13 protein-coding genes are annotated in these 22,384 nt (G+C 36.8%); 1 reads left to right on the plus strand and 12 read right to left on the minus strand.

Annotated elements, in window-relative coordinates; genetic code table 11:
* Positions 1-82: 82 nt before the first annotated feature.
* Genes ACZ5CF_RS10995 through ACZ5CF_RS11010 form a run of 4 tightly spaced genes read right to left on the minus strand, consistent with a single transcriptional unit; the run spans position 83 to position 8,930 of the window.
* Positions 83-2,026, minus strand: coding sequence for an OmpA family protein (locus tag ACZ5CF_RS10995; protein ID WP_464579463.1), 1,944 nt, complete (start codon positions 2,024-2,026; stop codon positions 83-85).
* Positions 2,027-2,038: 12 nt separating this feature from the next.
* Positions 2,039-2,989 (minus strand): PorP/SprF family type IX secretion system membrane protein, encoded by a 951-nt coding sequence (locus tag ACZ5CF_RS11000; RefSeq protein ID WP_464579464.1) that lies wholly within the window; start codon positions 2,987-2,989, stop codon positions 2,039-2,041.
* A gap of 30 nt (positions 2,990-3,019) precedes the next feature.
* Positions 3,020-5,839, minus strand: a complete 2,820-nt coding sequence (locus ACZ5CF_RS11005) for a T9SS type B sorting domain-containing protein (protein ID WP_464579466.1) — start codon at positions 5,837-5,839, stop codon at positions 3,020-3,022.
* Positions 5,820-8,930, minus strand: a complete 3,111-nt coding sequence (locus ACZ5CF_RS11010; protein WP_464579467.1) for an Ig-like domain-containing protein — start codon at positions 8,928-8,930, stop codon at positions 5,820-5,822. The genes ACZ5CF_RS11005 and ACZ5CF_RS11010 overlap by 20 nt, the downstream gene beginning before the upstream one ends.
* A gap of 267 nt (positions 8,931-9,197) precedes the next feature.
* Here ACZ5CF_RS11010 and ACZ5CF_RS11015 point away from each other — a divergent pair, with 267 nt between their 5' ends.
* The gene (locus tag ACZ5CF_RS11015) at positions 9,198-10,787 is read left to right on the plus strand and encodes a peptide chain release factor 3 (protein ID WP_464579468.1); all 1,590 of its coding nucleotides are present in this window, start codon (positions 9,198-9,200) and stop codon (positions 10,785-10,787) included.
* A 212-nt stretch (positions 10,788-10,999) separates the two neighbouring features.
* On the opposite strand, the gene ACZ5CF_RS11020 is transcribed toward ACZ5CF_RS11015, so the two are convergent.
* The 8 genes from ACZ5CF_RS11020 to nusG form a co-directional block, all read right to left on the minus strand.
* On the minus strand, positions 11,000-11,314 hold the full coding sequence (locus ACZ5CF_RS11020) for a DUF3467 domain-containing protein (RefSeq protein ID WP_464579469.1): 315 nt from the start codon (positions 11,312-11,314) through the stop codon (positions 11,000-11,002).
* An 8-nt stretch (positions 11,315-11,322) separates the two neighbouring features.
* Positions 11,323-15,621 (minus strand): DNA-directed RNA polymerase subunit beta', encoded by a 4,299-nt coding sequence (gene rpoC, locus ACZ5CF_RS11025; protein WP_464579470.1) that lies wholly within the window; start codon positions 15,619-15,621, stop codon positions 11,323-11,325.
* Positions 15,622-15,687: 66 nt separating this feature from the next.
* Positions 15,688-19,497, minus strand: a complete 3,810-nt coding sequence (gene rpoB, locus ACZ5CF_RS11030; RefSeq protein WP_464579472.1) for a DNA-directed RNA polymerase subunit beta — start codon at positions 19,495-19,497, stop codon at positions 15,688-15,690.
* Positions 19,498-19,621: 124 nt separating this feature from the next.
* Complete coding sequence (rplL, locus tag ACZ5CF_RS11035; protein WP_464579473.1) at positions 19,622-20,002, minus strand: 50S ribosomal protein L7/L12; 381 nt, start codon at positions 20,000-20,002, stop codon at positions 19,622-19,624.
* 53 nt (positions 20,003-20,055) lie between these two features.
* Entirely contained in the window at positions 20,056-20,577 is a 522-nt protein-coding gene (gene rplJ / locus ACZ5CF_RS11040) for a 50S ribosomal protein L10 (RefSeq protein WP_464579474.1), read from the minus strand.
* Between the two features lie 20 nt (positions 20,578-20,597).
* Positions 20,598-21,287, minus strand: coding sequence for a 50S ribosomal protein L1 (gene rplA, locus ACZ5CF_RS11045; RefSeq protein WP_464579476.1), 690 nt, complete (start codon positions 21,285-21,287; stop codon positions 20,598-20,600).
* 20 nt (positions 21,288-21,307) lie between these two features.
* Positions 21,308-21,745 (minus strand): 50S ribosomal protein L11, encoded by a 438-nt coding sequence (rplK, locus tag ACZ5CF_RS11050; RefSeq protein WP_464579477.1) that lies wholly within the window; start codon positions 21,743-21,745, stop codon positions 21,308-21,310.
* An 87-nt stretch (positions 21,746-21,832) separates the two neighbouring features.
* On the minus strand, positions 21,833-22,384 hold the full coding sequence (gene nusG, locus ACZ5CF_RS11055; protein ID WP_464579478.1) for a transcription termination/antitermination protein NusG: 552 nt from the start codon (positions 22,382-22,384) through the stop codon (positions 21,833-21,835).

Below are 22,384 nucleotides of genomic sequence, written 5' to 3' on the forward strand. Positions count from 1 at the left end.
CTTACAATTATAAGGTTTTAATCAAAAAAGCAGCAATGTATTATTACATTGCCGCTTTAATTTATTTGCTTTAAACACTTTATTATTGCATTATAACAAACTCTGATCTTCTGTTAAGTTCGTGAGCTTCTCTAGAGCATGGTACTCCATTGGCACATTCATTAACAAGCTCACTTTCTCCATAACCTTTTGCTGTTAGCCTAGAGGCATCTATACCTTTGCTAATTAAATACTGCATTGTTGCTTTTGCTCTACGTTCTGAAAGGGCCAAATTATAAGCATCATCTCCTCTGCTATCTGTATGAGAACGTATATCTATTTTTATAGATGGGTATTTTTCCATGGCTGCTATTACTTTTTGCAGCTCTACCTCAGCATCTTTCCTAATTATAGCACTATCAAAATTAAAGTAAATAGGTTTTAAGTCTAATAATTTTGCCAAATCGTCTCCTTGGGTAGCAGAAACCTTTTCTTTTTCTAACTCAAAATCTAATTTAAGAGCAGCCATATCATAAGAAGCATTAACATATTTTTCTTGGGTAATGTACCCTTGTTTTTCTGCTCTTATAAAGTGTCCTTTTTTGCAATCTATCACAACATTATATTGCCCACTATTATTTGAGCTTACAGTTGTTAAAACACTGTTGTTTTCATTAATTACACTTATTGATGCGTCTGCTATAATCTCTCTAGTTTCTTTATCTATAACAACCCCGTTAACCGATTTGTTACATTCAAAAATTACTTCAGTATTCTCTACAAAAGTGTAAATATCATCACTCCCTATTCCTCCGGGTCTATTTGATGCAAAGAATCCTATTTTAGTGTCTTCGTTAATTATAAAAGACAAATCATCGTGAGGAGAATTTACAGGTTCTCCTACATTAATAACCTCATCTACTTGGTTATATGATTTAAGTTTAGTTACGTAGATATCTAAACCACCTAAACCTTGATGACCATCTGAAGCAAAATACAACAACCCATTATTACTTACATACGGAAAAGTTTCTCTGGCCTCAGTGTTTATTGCTGTTCCTAAGTTTTCCGGTGTTCCGTACGTTCCGTCTTCGTTAATTGAAACTACAAAAATATCTGATTCTCCTACGGTTCCGGGCATATCGGAAGCAAAGTATAATTTGGTTTCGTCCGGACTTAGTGCCGGGTGAGCAACCGAATAACTATCACTATTAAAAGGAAGCTCCTGAATGTTAGTCCATTCATCACCGTTTCGAGTAGCTTTATAAATTTTTAGACGATTTATACCTTTTTCGTCTCTATTAACTTTACCATCTTGATAGTTGTTACGAGTAAAATAGACTGTTTTACCATCTTTAGTAAACGCTGTACTAGACTCGTGAAGTGGTGAATTTAAGTTGTCTGAAAACTTTTTAACACCTACAACTCTACCATCTTCGTTTAAGGCTCCTCCATATAAATCAAGAAAAGGCATATTGTTCCAGGTATGTCTTCTTTTTGTTAAAGAACCTGTATCTCTTGCAGATGAGAAAACCAAGCTTCCTTGGTAAAAAGAAGGTGCAAAATCTGAATAAGCAGAATTATTTTCGAATGGCTTAATTGTATACCTTCCCGATTGTAGTTTTATAAACTCTAAATACTCTTCTCTTGCTTTAAAAAGCTGTGCTCTAACATCTTTGTCTTTTATATCATTAAACTGCTGCATCATCTTGTTTGCTTCTTCATACATTTTTAAAGACTTAAGCGTTTGAGCGTACCTAAAGTAGTAGTCTGCTTCTATAACAGAATCTTTCATTTGTATTAACTTACCATACCATTTTGACGCATTTTCATAGTCTGCGTTAAAATAGTAAGCGTTTCCGAGTTTTTTAAGCATCTCGGCAGTTACGTATCCTTTGTTTGCTACATTTTCATAAATATCTATTGCTTTAACAAAAGAATACTCTTCGTATTTTTTGTTACCCTTCTCTGCTTGTTTTTCTTGGGCTGATACAACTTGAATTGAAGCCAGAGCAATGATGAAGAGAATTCGAGTAATTTTAATCATAATTGTATTTTTTTAGAAAAATCTTGGGGAAACAGTCTTCTTAACTTTTTTAAACAGCTCAAATCTAAGCAAAACTTCAAACGAACCATCGTTAAATTCTGTTTTTCCTAAATCTGTTGTCTCTCTATCATACGCTAATCCTAGCAGTAGCTGGTCTGTAACTTGAAACCCGACCATTGCACTAACGGCCGCATCCCAACGGTAAGCTGCACCAAGGATAAACTTCTCATTAAATAAGAAGTTAGCAGAAAGATCTACCTGAATTGGCGCTCCGGAAACCATTTTGGTTAGTAATGCTGGTTTTAATTTGGTGGTAGCACTCAAATCAAACACATAGCCTGTTATTACATATAAATTTACACGCTCTTTTGCTATTGATGAGCTTGAGTTATCAAAATGTTCCGTCTCTAACAAGTTTGGTGCAGATAAGCCCAAATAGAATTTTTGAGTATGATAATAAGCACCAATTCCTACATTGGGAGAAAACTTATTATCTATATTTAATGGGCTACCATCCGGATTAAACTCTGGATCGAAAATAGTGAGTTTACTAAAGTCTACATTAAGTAAGTGACCTCCGGCTTTAATACCTAATGAAAGTTTTCCTTTTTCTGATGTTGGTATAGTATATGAAAAAGAAATATCGAAATTAGTTTCTTGGTTTACACCATCTCCTATTTCATCATTTATAATAGAAAACCCTAAACCAACCCTGCTATTAGAAATTGGTGTATGCATATTTAAGGTTTGCGTTTTAGGTGCTCCGTCTAACCCAACCCATTGAGACCTATGTAACCCTGTTATGCTCATTACACCACGTGTACCTGTATAGGCAGGGTTTACACTCATGGTATTATACATATACTGGGTATATTGAGCATCTTGCTGTGCATACAATCCAAAGGCAGTAAATGCGATAGCTAAGACACTTAGAAAACGTTTATTTAATTGAAATATTAACATATGGTTTTGCTTAAATACTGAATTAATTTATTAACGACTTAGATAAAAATAGGTTGCTATTTGCCTGTTTGTTCCATTATCATCATAATTTATAATGATGTAATATACGCCCACCGGAAGCAACTCTGACTCGTTTACTGTAGCTCTACCGTTAGATCTGCCTCTAAATGCGTTTGATGTATTATTATAGCCAATAGCTTCGAATACTTTAATACCCCATCTGTTAAAAATTTGAACAGTGTTATCCGGATACTGATCTATATTACGAATAAGAATTTCATTACGATTATCCCCATTAGGTGTATATAGCTGATTTACTTGTACCGGTCTATCATCAAAAGCATCTAAATAATCAGGATCTCCGTCTCCATCGGTATCTCCCATATTCTCATCGGCTGTATCTACTCCGTCACCATCATCATCTGTATCTCTGTAATCTACATCTTCTGTTCCGTCTTTATCCGGTAAATCTGTAGCAGGATTATCTATTTCATCATTCACATCAAACCCATCATTAACATCGCTACCTTCGTAACCATCATCTAAACCATCGCCATCTGTATCAACTCCTGTAAATACTTGGTCTGGCTCTCCGTCAGCATTAAAATCGTTTCCTTCTATATTATCAGGAATGGTATCATTATCTGAATCTTCATCTAAATAGTCTGGTAAGTCTGTCCCATCTGTATTAACCGGATCTAAGCCCATGTCTCCACTTCCTTCGTAGGCATCGTCTAAACCATCGTTATCTGAGTCTGTACCTGATGGTGGTATGTATCCAGCAGTTGTTTGAGCCTCTACATTATCCGGAATACCATCATTATCTGAGTCTATATCTAAACTATCAGGGATTGAATCACCATCAGAATCTGAATTACCTTCTAAAACATCTAAAATTCCATCATTATCATCGTCTATGTCAATTCCGTCGTGCACTCCGTCTTGATCTGTATCAGGCACCACCACTATTGTTACAGAAGCTGTATCACAATTACTACTGTTTAACACTTCACAAATAGTGTAATTAATTGTATAAGTACCTTCTGCTGTTCCTGCAGGCACAGAAATATTACCATCTGAATCTACTGTAGCGCCTATGGTATTTGTACCGGCATCTAACGTAATTGTTATTTCGGTGTCGTTAACTGCTGAACCATTTAACAAATCGTTAGCTGTAATATCACCTGCAACACCTCCTGTAAATCCGTTTACCGGATTTGATGAGAAATCATCATCTACAGCATCAATAGCAGAAGAAACTACTTCTACTGTTACTGTAGCCGTATCACAGTTGGTTGGATTTAGCACTTCGCAAATCGTGTAATCTACTGTGTAAGTTCCTGAAGAAGTTCCGGAAGCAACATCTACTGTACCATCCGAATTAACAGTTAAAGGTCCGTTTGTAATCGGTGTAACTGTTACTTCTGTAGCATTTACCAACGTACCGTTTAATGTATCATTATCTAAAACATTAGCAATAGCTGTAGCTCCATCAGCTCCATTAACCGGTGTACCTGTAAGGTCATCATCAACAGCATCAATAGGTGCTGCTGTTACTTCTATGGTTATTGTAGCAGTATCACAATTGCTCGGGTTTAAGACCTCACAAATTGTGTAATCTATATTGTAAGTACCCGCTGCTGTACCTGATGGAATGCTTACATTACCATCGGCATCTACTGTTGCCCCTATGGTATTTGTTCCGGCATCTAACGTAATTGTTATTTCGGTATCGTTTACGGCAACTCCATTTAGCGTATCGTTTGTTGTGATATCACCAACTAATCCGCCATCATAACCATTTACCCCTGTGAAGCCATCATCTACAGCATCTATTGGTGCTGCTATTACTTCTATAGTTATTGTTGCTGTATCACAATTACTTGGGTTTGAGGTCTCACAAATTGTGTAGTCTATATTATAAGTACCTGCTGCCGTACCTGCCGGTATGCTTACATTACCATCGGCATCTACTGTTGCCCCTATGGTATTTGTTCCGGCATCTAAGGTAATTGTTATTTCGGTATCATTTACAGCAACTCCATTTAGTGTATCGTTTGCTGTGATATCACCAACTAATCCCCCATCATAACCATTTACCCCTGTGAAGTTATCATCTACAGCATCAATAACATTAACCACAGTTAAGTTAGCACTATTAGAGTATTGTTCACAAATTAAATCTGATTGAGAAATGACAACTCTGTAATCATAACCATTCATCGTTTCGGTTACTCCTGTTAGTGTTAACGTATTAGTTGTTGCTCCGGAATAAACACCTCCATCAGCAATATCATTCCAAGTTGAACCACCATTTGTACTTTCTTGCCACTGATAAAGCGTTGTTCCAGAACCTCCTGATGTTACAACTGTAAAAGAAGCATTGTCTCCAAAATTAGTTGTTTGATCTGTAGGTTGAGTATCTATAGTAGCTGCTGTTCCTGCATTAGTAACATTAGCATTAGTCCCTGCATAAGAAGCCCCAACCACAGTACCATCGGCATTTACAGCCGGTGGATTCCCTGAACCGTAATATCCATTACCATCGGCATCTGCTGAACTATCATTGTATGCTTCGTTTGCATCTACACAACCATCATTATCGCTATCACTATCAAGGTAATCCGGTGTACCATCGGCATCTGAGTCTACAGAAGGACAACCCCAGGTCATATCTGACAGTAGAATAGTGATTTGATTTGAGCTGTTATTATTTGTTAGATTAGTATAGGTAATTGTTATGTTATCTACCGGCTCAATAAAGTTTAAGTTTAAATTTCCATCATCCATTGCTGTAGCAGGAGGATTGGTAGGTACAAAATCTACTCCATCAAAAACACCCGGAGACACATTTATCTACGGCAGACCCTAATGAAAAGTTTAAATTAACAGGATTAGCTCCGTTAGAAGCCGATACTGTTACTCTTTCTTTAAACAGTTCATAATCTGCAATATCTGTACTCTCATCTATATCTACAATTTTAAAGCTTAAATCATGTACAGCTTGAGAGAATGAAAGTTGATAGGTTATTTGTTCTCCATTATCTAGCTCCTCAATTCTTCCTATAATTTGTAGACCAGGAGTACCGTTTATTGTAAAATATCGTGCAATAAAATTATTAGATATTCCTGCTGACACACTACTAGTAACTGTTACAGTAGTGCCGTCTATTGTTGTTGAGGCTACATTAGGATTCCCCGGTGTTGGATCGGCTTCCGGATCTCCTGTCCATGATGCAGTATCCCAGTCAAGTGTACTAGTAGTGGTACATAAGCCTTCATCTGCATCGGTGATACCATCGTTATCATCATCAAGATCTGAATCATCAGGCACTCCGTCACCATCTGTATCTGGAATAACAGTAATCCATACCGTTGCTGTATCACAAACTTGTGGAGCAACTGCTGTATTACAAACCTGGTAATCTACAGAAACTGTTGTTCCTTCTTCACCTGCAGCAGGTGTATAGGTTAATTCTCCTGTTAAATTATTAAATACAACTGTTCCTGAAGCAGTACCTGTGCCTAAATTTGTTAAAGAAGTATCACTACCAGGTAAAAAATCATCATTAGCAAGTACATCTACAGAATCTGATTGACCTTCACCGACTGTTAGAGCATCATTTTTAGCTGTTGGCTCTAAAGGATGCGGATCTGTACCATCAGGATTTCCATCATTATCATCATCAGGATCTGTTACATCTGGATCACCATCGCCATCTGTATCTACCTGAACAGTTATATCTACAGTTGCTGTATCGGTTAGAGAACCATCTGTGATTTCGTAAGTTATTTGTGGTACAGCCCCAGTAAATGCTGCATCTGGCGTGAATGTTATATCTCCGTTAGTGTTAATTTGAACAGTTCCAACACCAGTAATTGTAGCTGTATCTCCTGCAGAATAAACAGTTGCATCACCATTAATAGTAAAAGTTGTTACTGTAATAGTATCACCATCTGGATCGCTATCTGCTGTAGTTGGGTTAGCTGCAAGAACATTCTCATTCATTACAGTATTTTGTGTAACCGTAAATACATCATTAACGGCTATTGGCGCATTGTTACAATTAGACGCGCTTGATTTATTATTGTAGTCTATACTACCAGAAGTAACATAGTTTATAAAAACTTGATTTTCTGTTGAATTTACTTGCCCGGGTGTTCTTCCTGTTGCATCTGAACGAACAAAATTAGATGCGCTTTGCCAATCACCACACTGGAACGAAAATGTACAACCAACTCCTCCTGCTCCTAAATTAAATGACGGTCCGCCACATGGAAAGTTAGGAAAGTTAGTATCTACATTACCATATGAAAAACCATGGTAAAAACTACCATCTGGACGTCGCACTTGAATTGCATCACCGCTATTAGATAAACCTACTCTAGACCACCTTGGAGTTTCTGAAGTACAAGGCGAATAACTTGGATCTGTTGTAGAAGGTAAATCACTACAACCGTTTAAAGAAGCATGGTCTGCAGGCAAAATATAAACCCCGTCACCATTACTATCAGTTGGGTCGTCTGCAGGTATATTAGGATCTCTATCGTTTTGATTATAAATTAAAATTAAAGACCCCGGTGTTACACTATTAAAAGCCGAACCAAATATTATATGACCATCTGAAACACCTGTAGCAGAGGTGCCAAAATCTCCATTATTATCATCTATAATCCAACCTGTTAAATCTACGGGTGCTGTTGGATTTGTTGCATTTCCTATAACTAAAAGCTCTACCCACTCTTGTGCACCGGATGGACCATTAGACATTTCATTTACAATTAGTCCTGGCGCATCACACTCTAAAACGGTTATTCCTAAAGTTGCTGTATTAGAGGTAGCACCTAAATCGTCTTCTACTCTAAAATTAATACTTGCATCGCCAAAATAATCGGTAGCCGGAGTAAATGTTACATTCCCAGAATTATCTACCGTGTATGTACCTACTCCTGTTATAACTAACGGATTCCCAACAGAACCAACATTAGAAGAATTTGAAGGATCTATTAGCAATACGGTTGAAGGATCTAAATTACCTTCAGGGTCTGATGCTCCAGTTAGTACATTTATTGGAGGGTTAGAAGTAGAATTTTCTAAAACTGTATTCCCTAAATTATCTACAACCGTTGGCGGGTTGTTTGTTATTACGGTGTTTTCGTTTATAAAATTAACCTCTCCTAAAAAGCTAACAGAATTTTGACGTAACCCTCCGCTTATAGATCTACCATTTCTAAAAATTACTTTACTAACATTTGTATAATTTAACCTAACTACAAATTCTGTTCTGTCTTCGTTAATACCAGCAGAAAATGGTGTTGAACTTTGAAATCTAATATAATCACCATTGTTAGATACGGTTAATTCTGTAGGGCAACCTAAACTATTATCTGTTGCTGAAGAGCCTTGCGGACAGCCACCTGGTGTTGGTGATACTCCAGCTTCTAACGTATAACTTTCAGGCACAATAGCCTCAAAAAACTCATTTCCATCAACATCTATAGCTTCTAAAACATAAGAATCTAACGGTATTGGCACACCATCTGTAGAGGCATTAGCCGTACCGGACTCTACAAAAACAATCTCCCATTCAACATAGCCTCCTGCAGCTGTTGTTGTGGTAGATGGTTCAAATCTATTATCTACGCCTAAAGTAGTATCAACTTCATCAACAGTCATATTGTTAAGCTCATTAATCTTAACAACCGCATCGGCATTACTGCTGGTACCATTAACGTTAATAACTACATTGGTATATAAATAACGTGCACCTTGCTGTTTATCTGTACCCGATAAAAGTGTTGGCCCTTGACTGCTTCCAAACGTGGGACTAGATTGTGCATTTACCAATATTAGCCCTAAAAAAAACAGTATAAACGTTACTGTAATTTGTTTGGCTGCTTCATGTAAAGAGAAATTAATTGAGGTAGTAATAAATTTCATAAACTTAGAGGTTAAACTTTTAATACTTAATACAATAACCCCTGAACAAAACCTATTAAATCAACAAAACCGTGGGGCATAGTAATTAATTATATGCCACTAAACTAACCCTAATTGTTTGATTATGTTAAGAATAATCGTTGTGTTTTTTTATAATTTCGACAACAAGCACTTTTTATCGACTAAAAATATTGTAGTCCTTTACTTATCAATAATTTGCCAATTTGTATGGATTAAATTGATATTTTTGCCACCAAATTATGCTTCATGAGTCTTATAAAAGAAATTAGTAAAAGGAGAACTTTTGGTATTATTTCTCACCCAGATGCAGGTAAAACTACTTTAACAGAAAAGCTATTACTTTTTGGTGGAGCTATTCAAGAAGCAGGCGCTGTAAAAAGCAATAAAATAACTAAAGGTGCAACTAGTGATTTTATGGAAATTGAGCGCCAAAGAGGAATTTCTGTAGCAACATCAGTTTTAGCCTTTACCTATAAAGACAAAAAAATAAACATATTAGATACGCCGGGCCATAAAGATTTTGCTGAAGACACCTATAGGACCCTAACTGCTGTAGATAGTGTAATTGTTGTTATAGATGTTGCAAAGGGGGTTGAAGAACAAACCGAAAAGCTTGTTCAGGTTTGTAGAATGCGAAACATACCCATGATTGTTTTTATAAATAAATTAGATAGAGAAGGAAAAGATGCATTTGATTTGCTAGATGAAGTAGAGCAAAAGCTTGGCCTTAAAGTAACTCCGTTAAGTTTCCCAATTGGAATGGGTTACGAGTTTAAAGGAATCTATAATATATGGGAGAAAAACATAAATTTATTTAGCGGAGATAGTAAAAAAAATATAGAAGAAACCATTGCTTTTAACGATATAAGCGATCCTACATTAAGTGAAATTATAGGAGAAAAAGCTGCAGCTGAGCTTAGAGACAACTTAGAATTAGTTTACGAAGTTTATCCGGAATTTAATGCTAAAGAATACCAAGAAGGAAAGCTACAGCCCGTATTTTTTGGTAGTGCTTTAAATAATTTTGGTGTTCGAGAACTGTTAGATTGCTTTATAGAAATTGCGCCTTCACCATTACCTAAAAAAGCCGAGGAACGCTTAGTAAAGCCAGAAGAAGACCAATTTACAGGTTTTGTCTTTAAAATTCATGCTAATATGGACCCTAAGCATAGAGACCGTTTGGCTTTTGTTAAAATAGTTTCGGGTACTTTTAAACGCAATACCCCTTACCTACATGTTAGACACAATAAAAAAATGAAATTCTCTAGCCCAAATGCTTTTTTTGCCGAAAAAAAACAAGTTGTAGATATTTCATATGCGGGTGACATTGTGGGACTACATGATACAGGAAATTTTAAAATTGGTGATACTTTAACCGAAGGAGAGGTATTGCATTTTAAAGGAATTCCGAGTTTCTCGCCAGAGCATTTTAGATATATAAATAACAGTGATCCTATGAAAGCTAAGCAATTAGCTAAAGGAATAGATCAATTAATGGATGAAGGGGTAGCACAATTATTTACATTAGAACTAAACGGTAGAAAAGTAATTGGTACTGTTGGAGCATTACAATATGAAGTAATACAGTACAGATTAGAGCACGAGTATGGAGCAAAATGCAGCTACGAAAACTTTCCTGTTTACAAAGCTTGTTGGGTAGATCCTGAAGACCCTAAAAGTGAGGAGTTTAAAGAATTTAAACGTGTTAAACAAAAGTATTTAGCTCGAGACAAACAAGGACAATTAGTATTTTTGGCAGATTCCTCTTTTTCAATAGAAATGACTAAACAAAAATATCCAAGTGTTAAGCTTCATTTTGTATCAGAATTCAAATAATTAAATAAATACACTTAAAAAGCTTTTTGTTTTTTATAAGCATAAAGACTCAAAAGAAGCAACAAAACACGCTCTACGAGCCTAAAATAAAGCTAAGTAGAATTACAAAATATTATGATTTTTTAAATGTTTATAAATTATAACTATATAAGTGTTTATAACCATAATTTATATTAAAATAAAAAAGCCTCGCAAATTGCGAGGCTTTGATTTTATGCTTCTCCTGTAGGACCAAAATTTAGTGGTATAGGAGGTTGTTCATAATCTTTAATTTCACCATGAGACTGTTCAAACCGCTTTACATTATCATTCAAGGCTTTTAAAAGTCTTTTAGCATGTTGAGGAGTTAAAATAATTCTACTCTTTACCTTAGACTTTGGAACACCAGGCATAATATTAATAAAGTCTATAACAAACTCTGATACAGAGTGATTAATAATAGCTAGGTTAGAATAAGTACCATCGGCTACTTTTTCATCTAACTCTATATTAATTTGAGCTTGTTTTGGTTTGTCTTGGTTACTCATAATTACTTTTAAAAGTTAACCTCTTCTTTACTTGCCACAATTTCGTCGTACTCGGCTTTAGATCCTACGATTATATTCTCGTACTCTCTCATACCGGTACCTGCAGGAATTTTGTGTCCTACAATTACATTCTCTTTTAATCCTTCTAAGGTATCTACTTTACCACTTACAGCAGCTTCGTTTAATACCTTGGTTGTTTCTTGGAAGGATGCTGCAGAGATAAACGATTTTGTTTGAAGCGATGCTCTTGTAATACCTTGCAATATTGGCGTAGCAGTTGCAGGTACAGCTTCTCTGGCAGTTACCAAGTTCTTATCTGCACGACGTAAAATAGAGTTTTCGTCACGTAATTGTCTTGGACTAACAATCTGACCAGGTTTTAAGTTTTCAGAATCTCCGGCATCTTCTACTACCTTCATTCCAAAAATCTCATCATTTTCTTCAATAAAATCGTAAGTATGTACTAGCTGTCCTTCTAAGAAATTAGTATCTCCCGGATCTTCGATTTGTACCTTACGCATCATTTGTCTAACTACAACCTCAAAGTGTTTATCGTTAATTTTTACACCTTGTAAACGGTACACTTCTTGAATCTCGTTAACTAAGTACTGCTGTACAGCAGATGGACCTTTAATACGTAAAATATCATTTGGTGTAACTGCTCCGTCAGATAATGGCATTCCGGCACGAACATAATCGTTTTCCTGAACTAATATCTGGTTAGATAGTTTTACCAAATACTTTTTAATCTCTCCGGTTTTAGATTCTATAATAACCTCTCTGTTACCACGCTTAATTTTACCGAATGAAACTACACCATCTATCTCTGAAACTACTGCAGGGTTAGAAGGGTTACGAGCTTCAAACAACTCGGTTACACGTGGTAAACCTCCGGTAATATCTCCGGCTTTTGCCGATTTACGAGGAATCTTAACTAATACTTTACCTTCTTTAATTTTCTCACCATTATCAACCATTAGGTGCGCACCAACCGGTAAGTTGTACGAACGTAGGGTGTTTCCTTTAGCGTCTTGAATTAGTAAGGTTGGTATTAGTTTTTTATTTCTAGACTCAGTAATAACTTTCTCTTGGAAACCGGTTTGTTCATCGATTTCTACTTGATAAGTTACACCTTGCTCTATATTCTCGTAGGCAATCTTACCTGAGAACTCAGATACAATTACACCGTTGTATGGATCCCACTGGCATATTAAGTCTCCTTTAGAAACTGTATCGCCTTCTTTAACAAAAATATGCGACCCGTAAGGTATGTTATTAGTACTTAATACCATACCTGATTTTTTATCTACAACTTTAACCTCTGATGTTCTCGAGATAACAATATCTACCGGTTTACCATCGGCATTTTCTCCTTTAACAGTGCGTAGATCTTCTATTTCTAACACACCGTCAAATCTTGCTTCTAGTTTATTTTCTTCAGAGATGTTACCAGCAATACCACCTACGTGGAACGTACGTAGCGTTAACTGAGTACCAGGCTCTCCAATAGATTGTGCAGCAACTACACCTACAGCTTCACCTATCTGTACCATTTTTCCGGTAGCTAAGTTTCTACCGTAACACTTAGCACAAATTCCTTTTCTTGCTTCGCACGTTAATGGTGAGCGAACCTCTATTTTCTCTAGCGGAGACTCCTCGATTTTCTTGATGTGGTGCTCCATGATTTCTTCGCCCGACTTAACAATAACTTCTTCTGTAAGCGGGTTGTAGATATCATTTAATGATACACGACCAAGAATTCTTTCTCCAAGAGTTTCTACTACTTCTTCGTTTTTCTTAAGTGCTTCTACCTCTACCCCTCTTAACGTACCACAATCGTCTATATTAACAATAACATCTTGCGATACATCAACTAATCTACGAGTTAGGTAACCTGCATCTGCTGTTTTAAGTGCCGTATCGGCAAGACCTTTACGTGCACCGTGAGTAGAGATAAAGTATTCTAAAATAGATAGACCCTCTTTAAAGTTAGATAGAATTGGGTTTTCTATAATTTCTCCTCCTCCAACAGTAGATTTTTTAGGTTTCGCCATTAATCCACGCATACCGGTTAACTGACGTATCTGCTCTTTAGAACCTCTCGCTCCAGAATCTAACATCATGTACACAGAGTTAAATCCTTGTTGGTCTTCTCTAATACGCTTCATTGCAAGTTCTGTAAGCATTGCATTAGTAGAAGTCCAGACGTCAATTACCTGGTTATAACGCTCATTATTGGTTATAAGACCCATGTTATAGTTCATCATGATAGCATCTACCTGTTTGTTAGCATCATCTATCATGTCGTTTTTCTCTTCAGGAATAATAATATCTCCTAAGCTAAACGATAATCCTCCTTGGAAAGCAAACTTATAACCAAGGTCTTTAATTTTATCTAAGAACTCTGCAGTGGTAGGTACATCGGTAGCTTTTAAAATTTTACCGATAATATCACGAAGTGATTTTTTAGTTAATACTTCGTTTATGAATCCGGCCTCTTCTGGCACAAACTCATTAAATAATACTCTACCAACTGTAGTATCTATTATTTTAGTTACAAGGTTACCGTTTTCATCTAGATCTTTTGTGCGTACTTTAATTTGAGCGTTCAAGTGAACTTTCTTTTCATTGTACGCCATAGTAACCTCTTCTAAACCATAAAAAGTTAATCCTTCTCCTTGAATTGGATATTCTGGAGTAGACTTTCTTGGTTTGGTCATATAGTATAACCCAAGAACCATGTCTTGAGAAGGTACCGTAATTGGTGATCCGTTGGCCGGGTTAAGTATATTATGAGACGCCAACATTAAAAGCTGTGCCTCTAAAATAGCTTCATGCCCGAGTGGTAAATGCACCGCCATTTGGTCACCGTCAAAGTCGGCATTAAATGCAGTACACACAAGTGGGTGTAACTGTATTGCTTTACCTTCTATAAGTTTAGGCTGGAATGCCTGAATACCTAAACGGTGTAATGTGGGGGCACGGTTAAGTAGTACCGGATGACCTTTAATTACGTTATCTAAAATATCCCAAACAACAGGCTCTTTACGGTCTATAATTTTCTTAGCCGATTTTACAGTCTTTACAATACCTCTTTCTATTAGTTTTCTAATAACAAAAGGCTTGTAAAGCTCTGCCGCCATGTCTTTTGGTAAACCACACTCATATAATTTAAGCTCCGGTCCAACAACAATTACAGAACGTGCTGAGTAATCTACACGTTTACCTAATAAGTTTTGACGGAAACGACCTTGTTTTCCTTTAAGTGAGTCTGAAAGCGATTTTAATGGTCTGTTAGATTCTGTTTTAACAGCCGATGATTTACGGGTGTTATCAAACAAAGAATCTACAGCTTCCTGAAGCATACGTTTCTCGTTACGTAAAATTACTTCAGGGGCTTTAATTTCCATTAATCGTTTTAGACGGTTATTACGTATAATTACACGTCTGTATAAATCGTTTAAATCTGAAGTAGCAAAACGACCTCCATCTAAAGGAACAAGCGGACGTAATTCTGGCGGAATTACCGGAATTACCTTCATAATCATCCACTCCGGTTTGTTCTCTCTATTTTGGCGTGCTTCTCTAAACGATTCTACTACCTGTAAACGCTTAAGGGCTTCTGTTTTACGCTGTTTAGAGGTTTCGTTATGAGCTTTGTGTCTAAGCTCATAAGAAAGTGCATCTAAATCTAATCTTGATAATAACTCAATTAAACACTCTGCTCCCATTTTAGCGATAAACTTATTAGGATCAGAGTCTTCTAGGTATTGGTTTTCTGGCGGAAGGCTATCTAAAATGTTTAAGTACTCTTCTTCTGTTAAGAAATCCATTTTATTTAGCTCTTCGCCATCCGGACCTTTAGCAATACCCGGTTGGATAACCACATAACGCTCGTAATAGATAATCATATCGAGCTTTTTAGATGGTAATCCGAGTAAGTATCCAATTTTATTTGGTAGTGAACGGAAGTACCAAATGTGCGCTACAGGAACCACAAGGTTTATATGCCCTACACGGTCTCTACGCACTTTTTTCTCGGTAACTTCTACACCACAACGGTCACAAACAATACCTTTATATCGAATTCTTTTATACTTACCACAAGCACACTCGTAATCTTTTACCGGACCAAAAATACGCTCACAAAACAATCCGTCTCGCTCCGGTTTGTGTGTACGATAGTTAATAGTTTCAGGCTTTAAAACTTCGCCTCGAGACTCGGCTAAAATTGCCTCGGGTGAAGCTAAACCTATAGAGATTTTGTTAAACCTCTGAACTGTATTCTTATCTTTTGTTCTTGCCATAATTAGTATGGTGATAATGAATTAAGTAAAAATTGTTACAGTAGCAGGCTTAAGCCTGCTACTTGTTTATTCTTCTAATCTGATGTCTAAACCTAGACCTTTAAGTTCGTGCATTAATACGTTGAACGATTCTGGTAATCCAGGTTCTGGCATAGCCTCTCCTTTAACGATTGCCTCGTAGGTTTTGGCTCTTCCAATTACATCATCAGATTTTACGGTTAAAATCTCACGTAGTGTGCTCGATGCACCGTAAGCCTCTAACGCCCATACCTCCATTTCTCCGAAACGCTGACCACCAAATTGAGCTTTACCTCCAAGCGGTTGTTGCGTAATTAATGAGTATGGTCCAATAGAACGTGCGTGCATCTTATCATCTACCATGTGACCAAGTTTCAGCATGTAGATAACTCCTACTGTAGCTGGTTGATCAAAGCGTTCACCGGTTCCACCATCGTATAGATACGTATGACCGAATCTTGGAATACCAGCCTCATCAGTCAGTTTATTTATTTCTTCTAACGAAGCACCGTCGAAAATTGGAGTTGCAAACTTTTTACCAAGTTTTAATCCTGCCCAACCAAGTACGGTTTCGTAAATCTGACCAATGTTCATACGTGAAGGTACCCCAAGTGGGTTTAGTACAATATCTACCGGTGTACCATCTTCTAAGAATGGCATATCTTCTTCGCGTACTATTTTGGCAACAATACCTTTGTTACCGTGACGCCCAGCCATCTTATCTCCTACTTTAAGCTTACGTTTTTTAGCTATATACACTTTTGCAAGTTTCATAATTCCGGCAGGAAGCTCGTCTCCTACAGAAATGGTAAACTTGTCTCTTCTAAGTGCACCTTGTAAATCGTTAAGCTTTATTTTATAATTGTGTAATAAATCTGCAACTAGTTTATTGGTTGTATCATCAGTAGTCCAACTTCCGCTCACTAAGTGTGCAAAGTCTTCTACTGCATTTAACATTTTTAAGGTGTACTTTTTACCTTTTGGTAATACTTCTTCTCCTAAATCGTTCATTACACCTTGTGATGTTTTACCACCAACTAAGGCAAAGAGTTTTTCAACAAGCTTATCTTTTAATGCTTGGAATTTGCTTTCGTACTCAAGCTCTAACTTGTTGATGTCTTCTTTGTCTTGAGAGCGCTTACGCTTATCTTTAATAGATCTAGAGAATAATTTCTTATCTATTACAACACCATTTAATGATGGCGGCGCTTTTAATGAAGCATCTTTTACATCGCCTGCTTTATCTCCGAATATAGCACGTAATAACTTTTCTTCAGGAGTTGGGTCTGACTCTCCTTTTGGAGTAATCTTACCAATTAAAATATCTCCAGGCTTAACCTCTGCCCCGATTCTAATCATACCATTTTCATCGAGGTCTTTGGTTGCTTCTTCAGATACGTTAGGAATATCGTTAGTAAGCTCTTCTGCTCCTAATTTTGTATCTCTAACTTCTAAAGAATACTCATCTATATGAATTGATGTAAAGATATCTTCTCTAACAACTTTCTCTGATATTACAATTGCGTCCTCAAAGTTGTACCCTTTCCAAGGCATGAAGGCTACTTTAAGGTTTCTACCCAGAGCAAGTTCACCTTTCTCTGTTGCGTAACCTTCACAAAGCACCTGGCCTTTTTTAACTCTATCGCCTTTTTTAACAATTGGCTTTAAGTTAATACAAGTTCCTTGGTTAGTTTTACGGAATTTTACGAGTTCGTAGGTTTTAGAATCATCATCAAAACTTACTAAACGCTCTTCATCGGTTCTGTCGTACTTAATTGTGATGATATCTGAATCTACATACTCAACAACTCCGTCTCCTTCTGCATTTATAAGTACTCTTGAGTCTGATGCTACTTGGCGCTCAAGGCCAGTACCTACAATTGGAGATTCCGGACGTAATAACGGAACTGCCTGACGCATCATGTTTGATCCCATTAGTGCACGGTTTGCATCATCGTGCTCTAAGAATGGAATTAATGATGCAGAGATAGATGCTATTTGGTTTGGAGCTACATCTGTGTAGTGTACCTTATCTGGTTCTACAACCGGGAAGTCTCCTTCATCTCTGGCAATTACCTTATCTGTATCAATAGAACCGTCTTCTTTTAACGGAATGTTTGCTTGCGCTATGAGTTTATCTTCTTCTTCTTCGGCACTTAAGTAAACCATATCTTTAAGGTCTACTTTACCGTTTTCTACTTTTCTATACGGAGTTTCTATGAATCCCATGTTGTTCACCTTAGCAAATACTGCTAATGATGAAATTAGACCAATGTTTGGTCCTTCTGGGGTTTCTATCGGACATAAACGACCGTAGTGAGTATAGTGAACGTCACGTACCTCAAAACCGGCTCTTTCTCTTGAAAGACCTCCAGGACCTAAGGCAGATAAACGTCTTTTATGGGTGATCTCAGCTAATGGGTTTGTTTGATCCATAAACTGAGATAACTGGTTAGTACCAAAGAACGAGTTAATTACAGACGATAACGTTTTGGCATTAATAAGGTCTATTGGCGTAAACACCTCGTTATCACGAACGTTCATTCGCTCTCTAATGGTACGAGCCATACGCGCTAAACCAACACCAAATTGCTGTGATAATTGCTCACCTACAGTACGTACACGACGGTTAGATAGGTGATCTATATCGTCTATTTCTGCTTTAGAGTTAATTAACTCTATTAAGTATTTTACAATTGTAATTATATCTTCTTTAGTTAGTACTTGTTTATCCATATCGATATCCAAGCCTAACTTCTTGTTCATTCTGTAACGCCCAACTTCACCAAGATTATAACGTTGGTCAGAGAAGAATAATTTGTCTATAATTCCTCTTGCGGTTTCCTCATCTGGTGGTTCTGCATTACGCAACTGACGGTAAATGTGTTCTACCGCTTCTTTCTCTGAGTTTGTTGGGTCTTTTTGTAATGTATTGTAAATAATAGCGTAATCAGACTGTTGGTTGTTTTCTTTGTGCAACAGAATGGTTTTAACGCCAGCATCTAAAATTTGATCTATGTGTTCTTTCTCTAAAATAGTATCACGGTCTAGAACAATCTCGTTACGCTCTATAGATACTACTTCTCCTGTATCTTCATCAACAAAATCTTCATGCCAAGTGTTAAGAACACGGGCTGCTAGTTTTCTTCCTAATACTTTTTTAAGCCCTGCCTTAGACACTTTAACCTCTTCTGAAAGGTCGAAAATTTCTAAAATATCTTTGTCGCGCTCAAAACCAATAGCACGGAAAAGGGTTGTTACAGGTAATTTTTTCTTTCTATCAATATACGCATACATTACGTTATTGATATCGGTAGCAAATTCTATCCAAGATCCTTTAAAAGGAATTACTCTGGCAGAATAAAGCTTGGTTCCATTGGCATGGAAAGACTGACCAAAAAACACTCCCGGAGAACGGTGTAATTGCGATACTACTACGCGCTCTGCACCGTTAATAACAAAAGTTCCAGAAGGTGTCATGTATGGTATTGTACCCAAGTACACATCTTGAACGATGGTCTCAAAATCTTCATGCTCTGGGTCTGTACAATACAACTTTAACCTCGCTTTTAACGGAACACTGTAAGTTAGTCCTCTCTCTATACATTCTTGAATTGTATAACGAGGCGGATCTATAAAATAATCTAAAAATTCTAATACAAACTGGTTACGAGTGTCTGTAATTGGAAAGTTTTCCATGAAGGTGTTGTATAACCCCTCTTTCCTTCTCTCATCAGATTTAGTTTCAAGCTGAAAGAAATCTTGAAACGATTTGATCTGAATATCTAAGAAATCCGGGTATTCCGGAGTACTCTTAGCAGAAGCAAAATTTAGTCTTTCAGTCTGATTTGCGAACATCAATGGACAAAGTTTTTATTAAAGAATGTTTAAAAGGCGCATATACGTTTATATACGCAAAAGGGTTTAGGCCTTGAGGATTCTTATCCTAAGACCTAAACCAAGGTTTTACAGCCAGGTTAGCTTACTTAAGCTCAACCTCAGCTCCAGCCTCTTCTAAAGACTTCTTAAGACCTTCGGCCTCTTCTTTAGAAACTCCTTCTTTGATAGCTTTAGGAGCGCTGTCTACTATTTCTTTAGCTTCTTTAAGTCCTAATCCTGTAAGTTCTTTTACTAATTTAACTACAGCTAATTTAGAACCGCCTGCTGATTTTAAAATTACGTCGAATTCAGTTTTCTCCTCAGCTGCTTCACCACCACCAGCAGCACCAGCAGCACCAGCAACAGCTACAGCTGCAGCTGCAGGCTCAATACCGTATTCTTCTTTTAAAATATCAGCTAACTCGTTTACTTCTTTTACAGTTAAGTTAACTAACTTTTCTGCGAAATCTTTTAAATCTGCCATTTTTCTATCGTTTAAAAATTTTAAAATATAATTAGTTTAAGTGCGTACAAATTTTATTCTTCTCTTTCTGATAAGGTTTTAACAATACCTGCAAGTTTACCTCCTCCTGATTGAAGCGCAGAGATAACATTCTTGGCTGGTGATTGTAGTAAGCCAATAATATCTCCAATAACTTCTTCTTTAGATTTGATATTTGCAAGCGTCTCTAACTGATCATCTCCTATATAGATAGCTTCTTCTATGAAAGCTCCTTTTAAAATAGGCTTATCAGACTTTTTACGGAAATCTTTAATTAGTTTAGCCGGTGCATTACCTTTCTCGGCTATCATTAAAGAGGTGTTTCCTTTTAATACCGTTGGAAGCTCGCCAAAATCTTTATCTGCTGCTTCCATTGCTTTTGCAAGCAAGGTATTTTTTACCACTGCAAGCTTTATGTTTGCTTTAAAGCACGCTCTACGTAATTTAGAGGTGGTGTCAGCATCCAAACCTGATATGTCAGCCAGATAAATGTTGCTGTTATCAGTCAGCTTAGCAGTTAAGTCTTGTATTACGTTTAATTTTTCTTCTCTTGTCATGACTAAAAATTATAACTACTTTAAACTGCCTTTGGATCTATAGGTACACTCGGACTCATAGTACTAGACATATAAATACTCTTAATGTATGTACCTTTGGCTGCAGTTGGTTTTAATTTTATTAATGTTTGAATTAACTCATTGGCATTTCCGGCAATTTTATCTGCAGAGAATGAGGCCTTACCTATTGCTGCATGTACAATTCCGGTTTTATCTACCTTAAAGTCAATTTTACCAGCCTTAACTTCTCTAACTGCTTTAGCAACATCCATGGTTACTGTTCCAGTTTTTGGGTTAGGCATTAATCCTCTCGGACCAAGAATTCTACCTAACGGACCTAATTTACCCATTACACTTGGCATGGTAATAATTACATCAACGTCGGTCCAACCACCCTTGATCTTGTTTAAGTACTCATCTAACCCTACGTAATCTGCTCCGGCTTCTTTAGCTTCTTCTTCTTTATCTGGAGTAACTAATGCCAATACTTTTACGTCTTTACCAGTACCATGAGGCAAGGTAACTACGCCACGAACCATTTGGTTAGCTTTTCTTGGATCTACTCCTAATCTAACTGCTAAATCTACAGAAGCGTCAAATTTTACGTTGGTTATTTCTTTTATTAAAGCAGAAGCTTCTTCTATAGAGTAGAGTTTATTTCTATCTATTTTTGCTCTGGCTTCTTTTTGCTTTTTGGTTAATCTTGCCATTTTTAATGTCTTTTAAAGATTTAAAAAGGTTTCTGTCCTGTAACTGTGATCCCCATAGATCTGGCAGTTCCGGCAATCATACTCATTGCAGACTCTATTGTAAATGCATTTAGGTCTTGCATTTTGTCTTCTGCAATTGCTCTAATTTGATCCCAGGTTACTTTAGCAACCTTTGCACGGTTTGGCTCACCAGAACCCTTTTTAATCTTTGCCGCTTCCAATAGTTGTACTGCCGCTGGAGGTGTTTTCACAACAAAGTCGAAAGACTTGTCTGTGTACACAGAGATAACAACAGGCAATACTTTTCCTTGCTTGTCTTGAGTTCTAGCATTAAATTGCTTACAGAACTCCATGATGTTAACTCCGGCAGCACCTAAAGCGGGTCCAACCGGTGGCGACGGGTTCGCAGCACCTCCCCTAACTTGTAGTTTAACTACTTTACTTACTTCTTTTGCCATTGTTTTTTAATTATAAAAATTTAAAAACTTGCGAAGCATCTTTTAATTATTGGAAGCTAAAGACACTTCTTTTATATGCGTAACAATTTAAATTTTCTCTACTTGCATATAACTAAGCTCAAGTGGTGTTTTTCTTCCGAAAATCTTAACCATTACCTCAAGCTTACGTTTTTCTTCATTAATTTTTTCTACAGTACCGTTAAATCCATTAAACGGTCCATCTATAACCTTTACCGTTTCTCCTACTACATAAGGTATAGCAATACTATCTGTTTTTTCTGCTAACTCATCAACCTTACCTAACATTCTGTTAACCTCAGATTTTCTAAGCGGAACAGGATCTCCTCCTTTAACTTCACCCAGAAAACCAATTACTCCGGTTATAGATTTTATAACGTGAACTATTTCACCTCCTAGGTTTGCTTTTATCATTACATACCCCGGGAAGTAAACACGTTCTTTGTTTATTTTTTTTCCGTTACGTATTTGTACAACTTTTTCGGTAGGAACCAAAACTTCATCTACATAGTCAGAATAACCAAGTCTGGCAACCTCATTTTCTATATAGGCTTTAACCTTGTTTTCCTGACCACTAACGGCTCTAACTACATACCACTTTTTCTCTAATGTTTCGGCCAT

The organism is Lutaonella thermophila (assembly GCF_055387725.1).